General features: G+C 54.8%; 16 protein-coding genes. 6 read left to right on the top strand and 10 right to left on the bottom strand.

Annotated elements, in window-relative coordinates:
• Window positions 1-3: 3 nt before the first annotated feature.
• From AC3CB2_RS15610 to AC3CB2_RS15620, 3 genes are all read right to left on the bottom strand, one after another.
• The gene (locus AC3CB2_RS15610; RefSeq protein WP_008552832.1) at window positions 4-831 is read right to left on the bottom strand and encodes a carbohydrate ABC transporter permease; all 828 of its coding nucleotides are present in this window, start codon (window positions 829-831) and stop codon (window positions 4-6) included.
• Complete coding sequence (locus tag AC3CB2_RS15615; protein WP_008552909.1) at window positions 828-1,793, bottom strand: carbohydrate ABC transporter permease; 966 nt, start codon at window positions 1,791-1,793, stop codon at window positions 828-830. Before AC3CB2_RS15615 ends, AC3CB2_RS15610 begins: the two co-directional genes overlap by 4 nt.
• 116 nt (window positions 1,794-1,909) lie before the next feature.
• Window positions 1,910-3,184: an ABC transporter substrate-binding protein gene (locus tag AC3CB2_RS15620; protein ID WP_008552837.1), complete on the bottom strand. Its 1,275-nt coding sequence runs from the start codon at window positions 3,182-3,184 to the stop codon at window positions 1,910-1,912.
• A gap of 468 nt (window positions 3,185-3,652) precedes the next feature.
• Between AC3CB2_RS15620 and AC3CB2_RS15625 the strand changes: the two genes are divergently transcribed.
• The 5 genes from AC3CB2_RS15625 (at window position 3,653) to AC3CB2_RS15645 (ending at window position 9,502) form a co-directional block, all read left to right on the top strand.
• Window positions 3,653-4,678: a substrate-binding domain-containing protein gene (locus AC3CB2_RS15625; protein ID WP_352934052.1), complete on the top strand. Its 1,026-nt coding sequence runs from the start codon at window positions 3,653-3,655 to the stop codon at window positions 4,676-4,678.
• A gap of 99 nt (window positions 4,679-4,777) precedes the next feature.
• On the top strand, window positions 4,778-5,485 hold the full coding sequence (locus tag AC3CB2_RS15630) for an ABC transporter ATP-binding protein (RefSeq protein ID WP_008552870.1): 708 nt from the start codon (window positions 4,778-4,780) through the stop codon (window positions 5,483-5,485).
• On the top strand, window positions 5,479-7,851 hold the full coding sequence (locus AC3CB2_RS15635; protein ID WP_352934055.1) for an ABC transporter permease: 2,373 nt from the start codon (window positions 5,479-5,481) through the stop codon (window positions 7,849-7,851). Before AC3CB2_RS15630 ends, AC3CB2_RS15635 begins: the two co-directional genes overlap by 7 nt.
• Window positions 7,852-7,853: 2 nt before the next feature.
• Entirely contained in the window at window positions 7,854-9,050 is a 1,197-nt protein-coding gene (locus AC3CB2_RS15640) for an efflux RND transporter periplasmic adaptor subunit (RefSeq protein WP_352934058.1), read from the top strand.
• A 2-nt stretch (window positions 9,051-9,052) separates the two neighbouring features.
• Window positions 9,053-9,502 carry an HIT family protein gene (locus tag AC3CB2_RS15645; protein WP_352934060.1) on the top strand — a complete coding sequence of 150 codons (450 nt, stop codon included), beginning with the start codon at window positions 9,053-9,055 and terminating at the stop codon, window positions 9,500-9,502.
• A gap of 11 nt (window positions 9,503-9,513) precedes the next feature.
• On the opposite strand, the gene AC3CB2_RS15650 is transcribed toward AC3CB2_RS15645, so the two are convergent.
• The 3 genes from AC3CB2_RS15650 to AC3CB2_RS15660 all read right to left on the bottom strand — a co-directional run bounded on the left by AC3CB2_RS15650 (window position 9,514) and on the right by AC3CB2_RS15660 (window position 11,018).
• The gene (locus AC3CB2_RS15650; protein ID WP_352934062.1) at window positions 9,514-9,804 is read right to left on the bottom strand and encodes a hypothetical protein; all 291 of its coding nucleotides are present in this window, start codon (window positions 9,802-9,804) and stop codon (window positions 9,514-9,516) included.
• A 131-nt stretch (window positions 9,805-9,935) separates the two neighbouring features.
• Entirely contained in the window at window positions 9,936-10,250 is a 315-nt protein-coding gene (locus AC3CB2_RS15655) for a hypothetical protein (RefSeq protein ID WP_352934064.1), read from the bottom strand.
• A 21-nt stretch (window positions 10,251-10,271) separates the two neighbouring features.
• Window positions 10,272-11,018, bottom strand: coding sequence for a helix-turn-helix transcriptional regulator (locus tag AC3CB2_RS15660; RefSeq protein WP_352934065.1), 747 nt, complete (start codon window positions 11,016-11,018; stop codon window positions 10,272-10,274).
• Between the two features lie 101 nt (window positions 11,019-11,119).
• On the opposite strand from AC3CB2_RS15660, the gene AC3CB2_RS15665 reads away from it, so the two are divergent.
• Window positions 11,120-11,839, top strand: a complete 720-nt coding sequence (locus AC3CB2_RS15665) for a glutathione S-transferase family protein (protein WP_352934067.1) — start codon at window positions 11,120-11,122, stop codon at window positions 11,837-11,839.
• Window positions 11,840-11,924: 85 nt separating this feature from the next.
• Here the strand turns inward: AC3CB2_RS15665 and AC3CB2_RS15670 are convergent, their stop codons facing one another.
• From AC3CB2_RS15670 to AC3CB2_RS15685, 4 genes are all read right to left on the bottom strand, one after another.
• Window positions 11,925-12,281: an Imm8 family immunity protein gene (locus AC3CB2_RS15670; RefSeq protein WP_352934070.1), complete on the bottom strand. Its 357-nt coding sequence runs from the start codon at window positions 12,279-12,281 to the stop codon at window positions 11,925-11,927.
• A gap of 79 nt (window positions 12,282-12,360) precedes the next feature.
• Window positions 12,361-12,876: a peroxiredoxin gene (locus AC3CB2_RS15675; RefSeq protein WP_352934072.1), complete on the bottom strand. Its 516-nt coding sequence runs from the start codon at window positions 12,874-12,876 to the stop codon at window positions 12,361-12,363.
• A 76-nt stretch (window positions 12,877-12,952) separates the two neighbouring features.
• The gene (locus AC3CB2_RS15680; RefSeq protein ID WP_352934074.1) at window positions 12,953-14,989 is read right to left on the bottom strand and encodes a TRAP transporter permease; all 2,037 of its coding nucleotides are present in this window, start codon (window positions 14,987-14,989) and stop codon (window positions 12,953-12,955) included.
• An 86-nt stretch (window positions 14,990-15,075) separates the two neighbouring features.
• Window positions 15,076-16,095, bottom strand: coding sequence for a TAXI family TRAP transporter solute-binding subunit (locus tag AC3CB2_RS15685; RefSeq protein WP_352934076.1), 1,020 nt, complete (start codon window positions 16,093-16,095; stop codon window positions 15,076-15,078).
• Window positions 16,096-16,235: the final 140 nt, after the last annotated feature.

The following is a 16,235-nucleotide window of genomic DNA, read 5'->3' on the forward strand; positions in this document are numbered from 1 at the left end:
CAGTTATCCTTTAACCGCACCAGCAGTAAGACCAGCGACGATTTTTCGTTGAAACACCAGCACCAGGACCACGATCGGGACGGTCACTAGCACAGAAGCAGCCATGATATTGCCCCATGGCAGCTCGTATTCAGTTGCGCCGGACATCAGGGCAATCGCCACAGGTACGGTGCGAACTTCGTTGGATAGAGTAAAGGTGAGCGCGAACAGGAACTCGTTCCACGCACCGATGAAAGCAAGCAGACCGGTGGTCACCATGGCGGGCCACATCAGCGGCAGGAAGATCCGGCGCACAATGGTCAGCGGAGAAGCACCGTCAACAACAGCAGCTTCTTCCAGTTCCTTCGGCAGCTCCTTCATGAAGGTGGTCAGCACCCACACGGTAAACGGCAGCGTCAGCACGGTGTTCGGAATAATCAGACCCGGCAGAGAGTTATAGAGCCCCATAGAACGGATCAGCTCATACATGCCGGACAGGATCGCCACCTGCGGGAACATGGAGACAGACAGAATAGTCATCAGCAGCAGGCCACGACCACGGAAGTGGATGCGAGCCAGCGCATAAGAAGCAGTCACCGCAATGATCAGCGACAGGATCACAACGGACGTCGCCACGATCACCGAGTTCAGAATGTTCAGACCAAACGGCTGCTCTTTAAAGATCGAGAAGTAATTGCCAATGCTGAAGCTGGTCGGGAACACAGACGGATTGAACAGCTCCTGCCCGCTTCTGAAACTGGTTATAATCGCGTAGTAGAACGGAAAGACAGAGAAGAGAACAACTCCGACAACCAGCGCATAGAACACAAAAGTTTTGATTTGACGGTTCATGCCTGATCTCCTTCACCGGATTTCAATCCGCCTGCCACCACAGTAATGGTCGTCAACAAGGCAATCACAATGAACAGCAGCGTTGCAGCGGCAGAGCCGTAGCCAACCTCCTGGAAGTCCACCAGCTGCTGCCTTGCATAGACTGACATGGACATTGTCGAAGTGGAGTTGGATGTCAGCACGTAAATCAAATCAAACACGCGCAACGCATCAAGACTGCGGAAAATCACCGCAACAATGATCGCCGGACGGATCAGCGGCAACGTCACTTTGAAGAACACGCGGATCGGATTGATGCCATCCACGCGGGCTGCTTCATAGATATCGCCGGGCAACATCTGCAGTGCAGCAAGGGTCAGCAGTGCCATGAATGGTGTGGTCTTCCACACATCCACCATGATCACAGCCCACATCGCGGTGGAAGGATCAGCGGTCCAGGCAACAGGCTCAGACAGAATGCCAACGCCGAGGAGAATTTCGTTGATCACGCCAAACTGGTCGTGAAGCATCCAGCCCCACATCTTGGCGGAAACAATTGTTGGGATCGCCCATGGGATCAGAACAGCGGCACGCACAAGGCCACGTCCCTTGAACTCCGCATTCAGGATCAACGCAATGATGAGCCCGAACAGGGTTTCAAGACCAACAGAAATGACAGAGAACCAGAGTGTATTCCAAACCGCATTCCACCATTCGGCATCGACGAGAACGCCGTAGGCTTCCCCATCATAAAAGGCGAGGTAATTCTCAAAGCCGATAAACTGGGATTCACTGAGATCAATGAGGTTTGCGTCGGTAAAACCCAACCAGATGGTGCGGAGCAACGGCCAGCCTGCAACAGCGGCCAATGCGATCATCATGGGGGCGAGAAAAAGCCACGCGGCGCGCAATCTGGCAGAACTCAGATTAGAGCGTTTTGCCTTACGTGTGGCAGTACCATCCTGCTGCAGAGCAAGGGTCATCCTCTGATCCTTGGTTTCTTTATTTTAGGGAAACTCCAAGGAACCACCCCGGAGCTCGGTTCAGTGTTGCGGCCATCGGGAGGCCGCAACACAGATCGCAAGTCTAGGGAGGAGACTTACCAGCCTTTACGCTTGATGCGTTTCAGGTTCTTTTCAAGTTTCGCAAGGGATGCTTCTGCTTCGGTTTTACCGGAAAGCACATCATGCACTGCATTGTAAAATGCGTTGGAAACTTTGTTGTAGTTAGAGCCCGTTGCACGGGATGGACGTGCCACGGCGTTGGTGAAGGTGTCTTTCAGCTGACCCATGAATGGGCTTGCTGCCAGCACGTCTGCATCAGTGTACAGATCAGCAATGGTTGGGTTGTAAGAACCTTCGATAGCGCGCTGCTTCTGGCTCTTCTTGCTGGTCAGGTGCATAACAAGGCTTGCAGCTGCTTCAGGCGCTTTGGAGTACTTGGAAACAGCAAGCTGCCATCCACCAAGAGTACCGGTCTGCTTTCCGTCTTCCCCACCTTTAGGCAGAGCCATCACACCGATTTTGTCTTTGATCGGGGAATCGTCAGCCTGACCAAGAGACCATGCATAAGGCCAGTTGCGCATGAACACCGCATTACCGGACTGGAACACGCCGCGTGCATCTTCTTCCTGATAGGAAAGAACACCAGCAGGTGCGATTGAACCGGTCCAGCTAGCTGCCAGTTTAAGAGCTTTCGCAGCTTTTTCGTTGTTGATGGTGATGTCGCCGTCTGCATTTACAACATCACCACCGCCGAAGCTGTCAACCCACTCAAGAGCGTCACAGGTCAGACCTTCGTAAGCCTTCGCCTGATAAACGAAGCCCCACATTTTGTCGTTGCCAGCTGCGCGTTCAGCATCCTGAATTTTCTTCGCAGTCGCGGTCAGATCACCCCAGGTTTCAGGAGCTTTTTCACCGTGCTTTTCAAGCAGGTCTTTGCGGTAGAACAGCAGGCCGGCGTCGGTGTACCAAGGCATAGCAACCAGCTTGCCTTTATAGGTGTTGTTCGCAACGATTGGCTGAAAGTGCATGTCTTCTGCGCCATTGGAGTATGGCTTCAGATCGATCAGGTGACTTCCAAGAATACCAGGCCAGATAACATCAATCTGGAAGACGTCGATATCAGAAGAACCAGAGCTCAGGATCTGCTGGTAAAGGGCCAGCTGCTCGGTAGAAGATGCAGGTGCAGCGAAGAACTTGACGGTGTTGCCGGTTTCTTTGGCCCACTCAGTTGCTGCGCCCTTACAAAGCTTAGCGCCCTGCCCAACACTGCCGCAAACAACAGTAACTTCAGCAGCCATTGCATAACCCGCAACGCCAGCCATACCAGCAAGTGCAACAGCAGAACCTAATAATGTACGACGGATACCCATAATGGGACGCCTCCCTGTTTCGTCCTTGGCCCTCATTCAACGAATTCCCAATCGTTGTCCGGCCAGTAATTAACCCTCCAGAGCGAAGGGCTCCCCAAACACTGGCAATCTATTGAAAGATTCCCAAAGCGCTTTGAGACCAGCAAAGTTTACTCACCGGTCTAAGTCAATAGTAAAAATCCGTAGGAACATTTATGACCATGCCCGCCAAAGGCCCAATTTTGCGATGCAACACCTGCAAAATAGCTGAATTCTCCTAAGTTTAGAGCACCCCATATGTGGTATTTTACTGCATCTCTGAAAAATATCAGTTTTCCACTGACTCCGGTACCGGACCCAAAGCGCTTTGGAAAAGACAAAGGTCTCACTGGATTTTCCTGAAGTTTATGGTCTACATTTCTCACAAGCATGCGGGAGAAAAAGGGGCTATAAACGCGGCGCATAGCAAGTTTGAGCCATTGAATAATTATGAATCTTAAGACGTTAGCCAATCATCTCGGTCTTTCACAAACCACAGTTAGCAGAGCCCTCAACGGGTATTCTGATGTGTCGCTCGCCACCCGAAACCGGGTCGCTGAAGCCGCGAAGACCTATGGCTATCGTCCCAATGTCAACGCACGCCGCCTGGCAACAGGCCGCTCCAGCGTCATCGGCATCGCCTTCCCAACTGACATGAACATGTTCCTCGATCCACACTTCATCGAGTTTCTGACAGGTCTTTCAGAAAAGGCATCTGAGCTGGACTACGACATCATGATCTCCTCCTCCCAGAGTGAGGAAGTCGACGTCTACCGCCGCTTTGCAGAAAAAGGCACCGTTGATCTGGTGATCCTGTCCAACGTGGACCTCAGCGAAGAGCGGATCCGTCTTCTGCAAGACCTCAACATGCCCTTCATCGTGCATGGCCGCACCGCCACTTGCGACAGCTACTCGTATATCGACATCGATAACTATGGCGTCTTCCATGAGCCAGCAAAAATGCTGCTGGAGATGGGCCACGATAAGATCGCAATCCTCAACGGTCATCCTAACCGCGTCTACGCCATTGACCGCTTCAACGGCTGGCAGGATGCACTGAAGGAACGAGGCGTTACGCCGAACCCGGATTACGTGCGCGCTGGCGCCATGTCTGAGGAGAACGGCTACACCTTCGCCATGGAGATCCTGCAGCTGGAAGATCGCCCAACCGCCCTGCTCTGCTCAAGCGTGGTCATGGCAAAAGGCGCCTATAGAGCCTGCAATGAACTTGGCATCAAGATCGGCTCAGAAGTCTCCATTGTTGCGCACGATGATAACGTGCCTCTTGCACAAGCAGCGGATATGGACCCGCCACTGACGGTCACTCGCTCACCGCTGCGCGATGCAGGCCGCGAGATCGCAATCATGGCGATGAACTACCTCAAAGGCACAGACATCAAAGAGTTGCAATGCCTCTGGCACCCTGAACTGATTTTCCGCAAATCTGTAGGCGCTCCGCCACGCACGAACGGCTGACCTAGGGAATTTACTCAATTCCTTGAGTGGGATCATTGCCATACAACTTGAGTTTGAGGCTATAGTGTAATGTAGCTGCACATTCAGGTTGGGGCCCCTATGCCAACGCCAGTATTCATCGCTGAAAACACCACCAAAACCTATGTCACCAACGAGGTTGAGGTGCACGCACTTCGCGGTGTCTCCATGACACTTTTTGAAGGCGAAATGGTTGTGCTGCTCGGACCATCCGGCTCCGGCAAATCCACCTTCCTGAACATTCTCGGCGGGCTGGACAATGCCACTTCAGGCACAGTCTCCTTCATGGGCAAGAACCTCACCGATTTCAGCGAGAGCGAGCTGACCCGCTATCGACGCGACTACGTCGGCTTCGTCTTCCAGTTCTACAACCTCATTCCCAGCCTCAACGCATGGGAAAACGTGGCGCTGACAACAGAGATCGCCAAGAACCCCATGGACCCGCAGGAGGCGCTGGAACTGGTCGGCCTCGGCAAGCGTTCCTCTCACTTCCCGGCAGAAATGTCCGGCGGAGAACAGCAGCGCGTCGCCATCGCCCGCGCCATCGCCAAGCGACCGGAAGTCCTGCTCTGTGATGAGCCCACGGGTGCCCTCGACACCAAAACCGGCACATTGGTGCTGGAAGCCTTGCAGCGCATCAACAAAGAGCTGGGCACCACAACAGCCATCATCACGCACAACACCGCAATCCAGCAAATGGCAAACCGTGTCTACGTTTTCAAAGACGGCGCCATTGAGAGCACGCACGAAAACGAAACACCCAAGCAGCCGTCGGAGGTTGCATGGTAGCTCTGCCCGTCCTTGACCGGAAAGTACTTCGCGACTTGAAACGCCTTTGGGCGCAAGTCCTCGCGATTGCTTTGGTCATGGCCTGCGGAGTGATGACGCTGATCCTCGCCCAAGGAGCCTACCGTTCTCTCAGCGAAACGCAGAAAACCTATTACGATCAATACCGCTTCGGCCACATCTTTGCGCAGGCCGTCCGCGCACCTGACCACCTGAAAGACCGCATCGCCGCCATTGATGGTGTAGCAGCCGTCGAAATGCGCATCGTCCGCTCCGCTATCCTCGACATCCCGCAGATGGCGGAACCTGCTGCTGGTATCGCCCTTTCCCTGCCCTCCGGCAGAAAGCCAGCCGTCAACCGCCTCTACCTGAGAGCAGGCCGTCTGCCAGAAGGCTCCCGCACCAACGAAGTCGCCCTCGACTCGCGCTTTGCCAAAGCACACGGTCTCAACCCCGGGGACACATTCAGCGCCACCCTGAACGGCAAGAAGCTCAACCTCGAAATTACCGGCATCATCCTCTCGCCTGAGTTCATCTACGCCCTCGGCCCCGGTGATCTGGTCCCCGATGATCGCCGCTTCGCCGTCTTCTTCATGGCCCAATCCGCCATGGAAGGCCTGTTTGACATGAAGAACGCGGCCAACGACATTTCCCTGAGACAGCTCAGAGGAGCCTGTACACCCTGCGTGCTGGAAAAACTCGACCGCTTGCTGAAACCCTACGGCGGTACGGGCGCATACAAACGCAAGGAACAGCAATCCCACGCGTTTCTGGATGCAGAACTCACCCAGCTCTCTGCCATGGCGAAGGTGCTCCCGCCCATATTCCTGCTGGTCTCCGCTTTTCTGGTCAACATGATCCTATCTCGCCTGATCGCTCTGGAACGCGAGCAGATCGGCCTGCTGAAAGCCTGCGGCTACTCTTCATGGTCCGTTGCCGGTCACTACGCCAAACTGGTTTCCATCGTCGCTTTCCTCGGCGTTGGCATCGGCTCCATTGCAGGCAACTACATGGGCCGCCTGATGACGCAGATGTATGCGCAGTACTTCTCGTTCCCCTTCCTCGTCTTCGATGAAAGCCCGGATCTGTACCTTATCGCAGCCGCCATCTCACTGGCCGCAGCTCTGGGCGGTGCGTTCTCTTCCATCATGAAGGCCGCCCGCCTGCCACCTGCTGTGGCTATGCGCCCACCGGCTCCACCACGGTTCCGCAGCTTCCTCTCGCTCAAATCCAGACGTGTACGCATCCTGTCTCAGCTCAGCACCATGGGTCTGCGCCATCTCATGCACAATCCGGTACGCAGCCTGCTCACCAGCCTGGGCGTCTCCTTCTCATTGGCCCTGCTCGTCTCTGCATTGTTCCTGACAAACTCCATGGACCACATGATCAACGTGGCCTTCAACAAAGCAGAAACCGCAGATGCTCGCCTGACACTCGCCGACGACAAAGCCCCCAGCGTACTCGATGACATCCTGCGCCTGCCCGGCGTGCTCACTGCAGAAGCCTACAGACAAGAACCCGTCATCCTGCGCTTTGGTCCCAAAGAGAAGCGCGTCGCCATCACAGGCCGCCCAACCAACGCCAACCTTTCCCGCATTCTGGACCTCGATGAACGCGCTATCCAGATGCCCCGCACGGGCCTCATGCTGCCAACACATCTCGCCAACCAGCTGGGCGTAAAGCCGGGTGAGATGGTCACCGTAGAGCTCACCAAGCACAACTCCGTTGAGCGGCAGGTTCGCGTGTCTGGTACCGTCACCAGCTACATGGGCATCTCCGCCTCCATGCACATCGACGCGCTGAACGCCCTTGTGCCCACTGGCCCACGCATCTCTGACTTGGCGATCAACATCGACCGCACACGGCTGGATGATCTTTACGACGCCGTGAAGGAAACACCGGGCCTCGGCGGCATCGCCATGCAGATGCTCTCTCGCGAAAAGTTCCGCGAGCTCATGGACCAGAGCTTTACCTCAATGCTGGTGGCCTACATCACCATCGCCGTCATCGTGGCCTTTGGCGTGGTCTACAACGCCGCCCGCATCCAGCTGTCAGAGCGGGGTCGCGAACTGGCTAGTCTCCGCGTCATTGGCTTCTCCAAGCAGGAAGTCTTCCATGTCATTCTGGTGGAAATGGCGATGATCGTCCTGCTGGCACAGCCCATGGGCTGGCTCATCGGCTATGGCATGGCCGCGGGCATGATACAGGGCTTCGCCAGCGATCTCTTCCGCGTGCCGCTTGTGGTGCTACCAAGCACCTATGCCATCGCCAGCTTTGTCATTCTCACAGCCGCACTGGCCTGTGCGCTGATCGTGCGCCGCCGTGTGGGCAAACTTGATCTCATCAAAACCTTAAAAACGAGGGAATAGGAATGAACGGTAAATACGTCAAACGAGGCGCTTACATCGCTATCGCTCTGGTCGTTCTCCTCCTCTTCGGCTGGGCCTTGCAGGAAAAGCCAATCTCCGTTGAAACCGCCAAGGTCACTCGCGGAGATCTGGTGGTCACCGTGGAAGAAGACGGCAAAACCCGCGTGAAGGAGATCTACAAAATCTCCGCCCCAATCGCCGGAAGAGTAGATCGTTCCCTGCTGGAGGTTGGCGATAAGTTATCCCGTGGCGAAACCACAGTCGCCACTATCAACCCGCTCACCACTCCGTTCATGAACGCCCGTACCAAGGCAGAAGCACTGGCAGGTGTTGAAACCGCCAAAGCCGCCATCACTCTGGCAGAAGCCCAGCTCGCCTCCGCCAAGGCAGAGCACAAACTGGCTAAGTCAGAGCTCATCCGCGCCCAGCGCCTCAACCGCTCTAAAACCATCTCTGATGCGCAGCTGGAGCGCGTGGAAATTGACGTCACTCTGAAAGCCGCCAAAGTGCAAAGCGCAGAAGCTCAGATCGCTCAACGTAGCAGCGACCTGCAAAGCGCCAAAGCCCGTCTGATTGAGCCGCACATCGCTCAGGATCCTGAACGCTCAGAGGAACTGGCCGTGCGCATGATCTCCCCGATCAATGGCGTGGTCCTCAATCTGGCTGTCGAAAGCGAGCAAACCATCCAGTCCGGCGCCCTGCTGATGGAACTGGGCGATCCCGCAGATATCGAGGTGGTCGTAGACCTGCTCTCTACCGAAGCCGTGAAAATCGCAGAAGGGGCAAAAGCAACGCTGGTCGACTGGGGCGGCAACACCTTGAAGGCAACCGTCCGCCGCATTGATCCTGCTGGCTTCACCAAGGTCTCAGCCCTTGGCATCGAAGAGCAGCGCGTCAACGCCATTCTGGATCTGGACACCCCAGCCCTGGAACTCGGCCACGGCTTCCACCTGCGCGCCGCCATCGAAACCTGGCACGGCCAAAACGTCCTGCGCATTCCCATGACCGCCCTCTTCCGGGAAGGCAATGACTGGGCCACCTTCAAAGTCATCGACGGCAAAGCCCACCTCCAACTCCTCACAATCGGCGCCTTCAACCAGGATATGGCCGAAGTCCGCTCTGGCCTGACCCAGAACGACACCGTGATCCAGTTTCCGGGAGATACGGTCTCACATGGTACTGCAGTGGTGGCGGAGTAAAGATGACCGAACAAACGGATTGCTCGTTTTGCAAAATAGCTCAGAAGCATTATCGCGTTTATGAGGTCTATCGCGATGACAAGATCATGGCCTTTCTCGACAATGGCCCAATCCGTCCCGGTCATATTCAGATCATCCCATTGGAGCATTACGACTACTTTGATGATCTGCCGCTCGAACTTGCGACCAACATCATGGAACTTGGCCAACGCCTAGCCAAAGCACTCAAGCAAATCACGGGAGTAGAAAGAGTAGCGTTCCTCTTCACCGGCGGAGACATCCCCCACGCCCACGCTCATCTGGTCCCGATGTATGAAAAAACCGACATCACCTCCCGCCGCTACATCCTCAATGAGGACCTCACCTTTCAGGATAGAGCCCATCCACCCCACAACGAGCAGCTGGCGATACTCAGAAAAATCAAGGAAGCAATGAGTTCTGAATACCTCTGATAAGTCACCGTTTAGTTGAAGATATCTTCGACAAACTTATAGATCAGATAGAACGCCAGATACGAGAGAAACGAGCTGGAAACAACTGCAGCAAATGCCATGTATCCATTCGCCCTATACATAACTGGATCAGCGAAGCCATAACCGAGTAGCACCCAAAGCGTCGTCGCAAACGATACGGCCATCGCACCAGCAAACAACAGCACGCGCGCCAGTTTATTAAACCGGAAGTATCCCTCAGCATTACGCCCGATAATAAGCAGCTCAGCAAACCCCGTGAAAGCGAAGGTGATAACGAGCAAAAAAAGACTGTTCCAGATCATATAATGCAAAGCGAGTCTCACACGCGTTCAAAAAAGCATTTCCAAAACGCAATCATTCTCACTTAAAAAACGGCCAAGCACAACCTTGAGGTGCATATCTCAGCACGTACTCACGCTCCTCTCACATACCGGAAGAACTCGTAGAACAGGTTGCAAACGACATACGTCAAAATGCCAGCCGGTAGACTGATGAAGTATCCAACATACTGGAAAGCGCGCGAGTCATGCGATGCAGCCAGTTGGTAATCCCAAAGCGCATAATACATGGCTGCAAATCCAGCTATTGCCGCCAATAAGAAATGGAAAACATGAGCGGTTTTCTTATTTTCAAAGTAATCGTCAGCCTTGAAGCGAAGAAAAACACTCTCTGAAATAGCAGCAGCACATATGGATACAATGAGCAACGTAAGAATGAAAATAAACATACAGTATTGATAGGGATCGCTCTAACTCGTTGCAACAGGCAAGCCGTCTTTCGCAGCCTTCTCTGCCGCTTCTTTCTCCCGTCGTGCCAGTTCCAGCTTCCACCAACGATCACGTAGGGTGACGCGATTTTCGCGGTAGCGGTCTTCCAGCACCTCCATGTGGGTGACACGGTCCGTCCGAAAAGCCCGGAAGTCCTTGCGCAGTTCACACCACGCCACGATCATCCGAGACTGCGCAAAGAAGGTCAGGCTCAGCGGCCAAATGAGTCGCTCACTCATCTCACCCTGCGCATCTTCATAGGTAAGCCTCAGCTTGTGCTGCCCGCGAATAGCCTGCCGCACATCCTTCAACTCAATACGCGCTGTGGGAATAGGCTCCACCCCAAAGTCCGGCGCATACAGCGGCGCTTCAATAAACTCATCCCGCGCTTCGGGAGAAAGCACCGCCGCGATCTTGGCAATCACATCACTGGCCGTGCGGATAAGCTGCTCGTCCCCGCGCACCTGCACATGGCGCAGACCCATCATCACCGCTTCCAGCTCATCACTGTTGAACATCAGCGGCGGCAGATCGTAGCCTTCATCCAGCACATAGCCAACGCCTGCCTCCCCGCGGATCGGCACTCCGGTTGATTGCAGGCTGACAATATCGCGATAAAGCGTGCGCACAGAAACCTCCAGTTCCTCTGCCATCACATCTCCAGTCACCGGCCCCCGATGCCGCCGCAGCAACTGCACAATCTGCAGCAACCGATCTGCTCTACGCATGAAATCCTCCAGAAATTTGTCAGAAGCCAAACACTCCTGACACCATGCTGTCAGGAGCACCTTGCTACCAATCTCCCAGCAAACACAAGCGGAGAAAGCAAATGCTCACACATCACAAATTCAGCGCCAAACTCGACGGTGTCAGTGCAAGCCCATTTTGCCTGAAAGTAGACATCCTGCTCGCCATGGCAGGCCTGACCTATAACGTTCTGGAAGGCCCAGCAGCACTGCAAACCGCCCCCAAAGGCAAGCTGCCCGTGATGAAGGATCAGGAGGAACTAATCGCCGATTCCGAGTTCATCAGACGGCATTTGGTGATCAACTATAACGCTGATTTCTCAGGTAGTTACTCTGAGGCAGAGCTGGCTGTCGCCCACGCTTTCATGCGCATGGCTGAGCATTCTCTTTATTTCGTAACCGTCTGCACCCGCTGGCTGCCAGATGAAAACTTTGCGGTCATCGAAGATCAGTTCTTCGGCATCCTGCCACCGGAAATGCGCAGCACCCTTGCAAACGAGTCTCGCAAAAGCGTCATCACCAAAGTCAACAACCACGGATACGGCCAGCACACATGGGAAGAGCGTCTCGCACTGGGCCGCGCAGATCTGCAGGCCATCTCCACTCAGTTAGGCGACAAGCCATACCTGCTCGGCGATCGCCCCTGCTTTGCTGATGCCGCCGTTGGCGCCCAGATCCTCTGTGCACTCTCCAATTTGCCATTCTCAGGCTGGAGAAAAACCGTCGAGCAGTTCCCCAACCTTGTCGCCTACGCCAACCGCATCAAAGAGGCCTACCCGGAGGAGGCAACCGAAGCCGCATAAACAAAACACCCCGCCGGATTGGTGCATCCGGCGGGGGCACTGCTAAAAGTAAAGCAATCCAGACTTGAAAAATGGACCTCAATTTCTATTTGAGATTTTCATAGTCTTCAAATTCCCAAAACATGTAACGCGAAAGTACTCGCGCAATTTCCTCCCAGTCCTGGCCAATTGTATTCTCAACTAGATCAACAACCAGCTTTTGAATTTGGGTTTCATCGTACTCATTCACGAAAATAATGTGCCGCATAAAGCTGGCTGCTGTCCCTCGCTCACGAGCAAACCACTTCGGTGTACACACCTCAAAACTAAATATGTCACCACCTTTACCGCCTTTGATTCCAATGGTGGCATCGGCTGCGAAGTGAAAATCAGTTACATCTTCTGGCCAGTAAGCAGACCACTCCTGACCCACCATGCAAAAACATTTTACTTCAGCTTTCACTATTAATCTCGCAGTCCAATCATGGGTGTCTAAACTAAGTAACTAGCAAACATAGTTATCCAGAGAGCAACTTTTACTCTCATTGAGACTGCAAATAAGCAATCACATCTTCAGCATTCTTGGCCGGATCGCTCACCGGATACATGATGTGCTCAACCACCCCATCTTTAAGGATCATGGTCAGCCGTTTAAGCAGAACCATGCCTCCGGCTTCAAAGGTCGGCAGCTCCAATGCCTTGGTCAGGGTCAGATCTTCATCTGAAAGAAGAGCAAACGGCAGATGCAAACGCTCAGCCGCTTCTCTCTGAAACGCGGTTGATTGCGTGGAAAGTCCAAACACCGCCTGCGCGCCAGCATCCTCCAGTTCACTGAAGTGATCACGAAACGCACAGGACTGAGGCGTACATCCACGCGCGCCCGGTATCAGATCCCATCCTTCAATTGGTCCCTCATCAGGGGGACTTGTTCTCGGATAAGCATAGACAACAGTAATGCCGGGCAACGCCGAAACATCCACCCTCTCTCCACTCGTCGCCCGCAACGCCAACTGCGGAAGGGTCCTCCCAAGCAAACTCTTCGTGTCACTCTCAGTCACTCAAACCATTCCCTCACAACCGCCCCGCCGAACCCACTCATCCGGCAGGGCTATTCTCACCAATCAGTCACCAGCACTAAGCGTCTTGCATCACCAGCTGTTGGTTCTTGCGGGCGAGCATCTGCCGCACGATAACCGGCAGCATCAGCACTCCGCCAATCGCCATGGTCTGTATTCCCGGAGCCACGAAGAACATGGCTGCAAAGGCTGTCCAGTATCGCTCCAGCTTGTTCAGCCCGGCCAGCATGTAGCCGGAGAACGCAACACCCAGCAGACCAATACCAACCATGGCACCGGAAAGGGTGATCAGGAAGTCGTACCAGGTGAACTCAGGCGTCACCAACAGCAAGGCTGGTGAGTAGACAAACACAAACGGCACCAGGGCCTTCGCAATGCCAAGCCGGAACGCGGTGTTACCAGTCTTGAACGGGTTCGCCCCCGCAATGCCAGCCCCTGCATACGCCGCCAATGCTACAGGTGGCGTCACATCCGCCAGCACACCGTAATAGAACACGAAGAAGTGCGCCACGAGCGGCTGAACGCCCAGCAGACCAAGAGCCGGCGCTGCAATAGAAACCAGAATGATGTAGGTCGCCGTTGTGGGAATGCCCGCCCCCATGATGATGCAGGCAATGGCCGTAAACAGCAGGGTGAAGAACAGCGTCAAAGCATTCTGCGTTACGTATTCTGCAAGCATACCAGACGCGATAAAGCCACCCAGATCAGACGCCGCCTGCGTCACCACAAACGACAGCCGGAAGCCGGTACCTGTCAGCGTCACCACACCAACGATAATACCCACCGCCGCAGCCGCAGCCCCTACGGCCAGCGAGTACTTGGCACCCGTTGCCAGAGACTCAATCAGATCCTTGAGGCCCATCCGGTTATGCGGGTTCAGGAAGCCAACAACCACGCAGGCCGTAATGCCCCAAACCGCAGCAAAGTCCGGCGTTTTACCGGAGACAATCAGATAAACCAGAATGCCGAGCGGAATGACCGAGAGCCAATGCTGCTTCATCACCACCAGCGCTTTCGGCAGTTCATCTGCAGAAAGGCCGCGCAGCCCTAGTCGCTTGGCTTCCAAGTGCACCATCACGAAGATACCGAAATAGTGCAGCAGTGCCGGGAACATCGCTGCCAGCAAAACCTCACGATACGGGATCTCCAGAAACTCCACCATAATGAAGGCAGCCGCCCCCATGATCGGCGGCGTAATCTGTCCGCCCGTTGATGCCGTCGCCTCAACAGCCCCGGCAAAGTGCGGCGGATACCCAACTTTCTTCATGGCCGGAATGGTCAGCGAGCCCGTGGTCACCGTGTTCGCAATGGAGCTGCCGGAGATCGTGCCCAGCATGGCAGAGGAGAAGATCGCAACCTTGGCTGGCCCGCCTGCATAACGTCCCGCAATCACCGAGGCCAGATCGATAAACAGCTGCCCAAGGCCAATGCGCGTCGCCAAAACCCCAAACAAAACAAACAGAAACACATACTTGGCCACCACCCCAATGGCGATGCCGTAGATGCCCTGGTTCGTCATGTAAAGGTGATTGATCAGCCCGGTCCAACTCGCACCCGGATGTTTCAACGCCCCCGGCGCAAACATGCCAAACACCGCATAACCGATAAAGATCAGCGCTATCAGTGGCAGCGTTGGCCCAACAGACCGGCGCGCAGCTTCCAGCACCAGCACCAGCAATACGGTGCCCATAAACACATCAATCGGAGCAGGCGCCCCAACGCGGGAGGCAACCGCCTCAGCTGGCAACAACGGCAAATACATCGCGGCAACAACAGCCAGAACCGCCAGCACAACATCCCACAGATGCACACCACTCGGACGCCACCAGGCAGACGGCGCCGGTTGGCTGCTCGTGCTCTTGATGAAGCTGAAAAGGACAAAAACCAGCCCCAGCACAAACGAGAGGTGAATGCCGCGATGGACAAGCTCCCGAATAAGCCCGAAGCCGGAGGCGTAATAATGGTAGAGCGACATGGCAACGAGTGCCGCTGTTATTACAACAGCCAGCACCGGCCCGGCCGCTCTGAAGGTAAGGTCTGGATCGTACTTGCGTTCCAGATCCTCAAGGGTTTGATCTGTCGTATTGTGAGACATCAGCCCTGCGTTTCTTTTAGATTGAAAACAGCAGCGCCCGGCAGAGGTCTACCGGGCACCACAAAATTCTCAAAGAAGGTCTCGGCTTACTTCAGCAAACCAGCTTCTTTGTAGAAACGCTCAGCACCCGGATGCAGCGGCACGCCAAGGCCGTCCATTGCAGTTTCCATGGTGATGGTTTTGCCCTTCGCATGGCCAACATCCAGCAGCTTGCGAGTCTTGTCGTTCCAAAGAGCCTTGGTGATGTTGTAGATCAGCTCATCATCTTCCTTCGCACTGGTGATCCACTGCGCACCAACGGTCAAAGTGGTTGTGGCATCAACACCTTGGTATGCACCTGCCGGAATGTCAGAGCTTGCAAAGAAGCCATACTTCTCAACCAGACCTTCTGCTTCAGGGCCGGTGATTGGAACGATCTTGATGTCTTCCGCAGACGCCAGCTCAACCACAGCACCGGTTGGGAAACCAGCCACCACGAAGAACGCATCCACCTTGCCGTTACGCAGAGCTTCCGCAGCCGCAGACCCCTTCAGCGCTTCAGCAGTGATATCGGAAGTGGACAGTCCATAAGCAGCAAGGATCAGGTTCGCATCGGTGTACGTTCCTGAACCAGGCTCATCCAGAGACACGCGCTTGCCCTTCAGATCAGCAACAGAGTTGATGCCGCTGTCAGCTTTTGCAACAAGGTGAATGTGCTCAGGGAACAGCGCCGCGATGGAACGCAGATCCTTCATAGGCTCCTTGCCTTCCATGGTGCCGGTACCGGAAAACGCCCAGTAAGCAACATCAGACTGCGCAAAACCGGAGTTACGCAGGCCGGAGTTGATCGCATTCACGTTATCTACGGAACCACGGGAAGAAACAGCAGAAGCGATCAGACCTGGCACACCGCAAGAGCCACCTGCATCACAAGCGCGGGAACCCGGAGGATTGGAGATCGCATTGGCGATCATACCGCCAACCGGATAGTAGGTATAAGCCGTACCACCTGTGCCGATGGTGAAGAACTTGAGATCCTGCGCCAAAGCCTGACCAGAAAACAGCGCCGCGCCGCCAACAATAGCTGCAGCTGTCGCCAATTTTGTAATGGAAGATAGAAGCGTCATAGCCCCCCCGGGAAAATATACGAGAGACAGGACACCTTACGGCGCATAAGTGCCATAAAATCGTCTGCCCCAAACACTATGAAAAGCCTGAGCGGTCACCGGAAAATGAAAAAGGACGCTCGACTGGTGTAATGAAGTGA

This window comes from Pseudovibrio sp. SCP20 (genome assembly GCF_057774105.1).

Bases quoted from the DNA above. Each gene is read 5' to 3' on its own strand.
- AC3CB2_RS15610 (WP_008552832.1), bottom strand. From the start codon at position 831: ATGAACCGTCAAATCAAAACTTTTGTGTTCTATGCGCTGGTTGTCGGA.
- AC3CB2_RS15615 (WP_008552909.1), bottom strand. From the start codon at position 1,793: ATGACCCTTGCTCTGCAGCAGGATGGTACTGCCACACGTAAGGCAAAA.
- AC3CB2_RS15620 (WP_008552837.1), bottom strand. From the start codon at position 3,184: ATGGGTATCCGTCGTACATTATTAGGTTCTGCTGTTGCACTTGCTGGT.
- AC3CB2_RS15625 (WP_352934052.1), top strand. From the start codon at position 3,653: ATGAATCTTAAGACGTTAGCCAATCATCTCGGTCTTTCACAAACCACA.
- AC3CB2_RS15630 (WP_008552870.1), top strand. From the start codon at position 4,778: ATGCCAACGCCAGTATTCATCGCTGAAAACACCACCAAAACCTATGTC.
- AC3CB2_RS15635 (WP_352934055.1), top strand. From the start codon at position 5,479: ATGGTAGCTCTGCCCGTCCTTGACCGGAAAGTACTTCGCGACTTGAAA.
- AC3CB2_RS15640 (WP_352934058.1), top strand. From the start codon at position 7,854: ATGAACGGTAAATACGTCAAACGAGGCGCTTACATCGCTATCGCTCTG.
- AC3CB2_RS15645 (WP_352934060.1), top strand. From the start codon at position 9,053: ATGACCGAACAAACGGATTGCTCGTTTTGCAAAATAGCTCAGAAGCAT.
- AC3CB2_RS15655 (WP_352934064.1), bottom strand. From the start codon at position 10,250: ATGTTTATTTTCATTCTTACGTTGCTCATTGTATCCATATGTGCTGCT.
- AC3CB2_RS15660 (WP_352934065.1), bottom strand. From the start codon at position 11,018: ATGCGTAGAGCAGATCGGTTGCTGCAGATTGTGCAGTTGCTGCGGCGG.
- AC3CB2_RS15665 (WP_352934067.1), top strand. From the start codon at position 11,120: ATGCTCACACATCACAAATTCAGCGCCAAACTCGACGGTGTCAGTGCA.
- AC3CB2_RS15680 (WP_352934074.1), bottom strand. From the start codon at position 14,989: ATGTCTCACAATACGACAGATCAAACCCTTGAGGATCTGGAACGCAAG.
- AC3CB2_RS15685 (WP_352934076.1), bottom strand. From the start codon at position 16,095: ATGACGCTTCTATCTTCCATTACAAAATTGGCGACAGCTGCAGCTATT.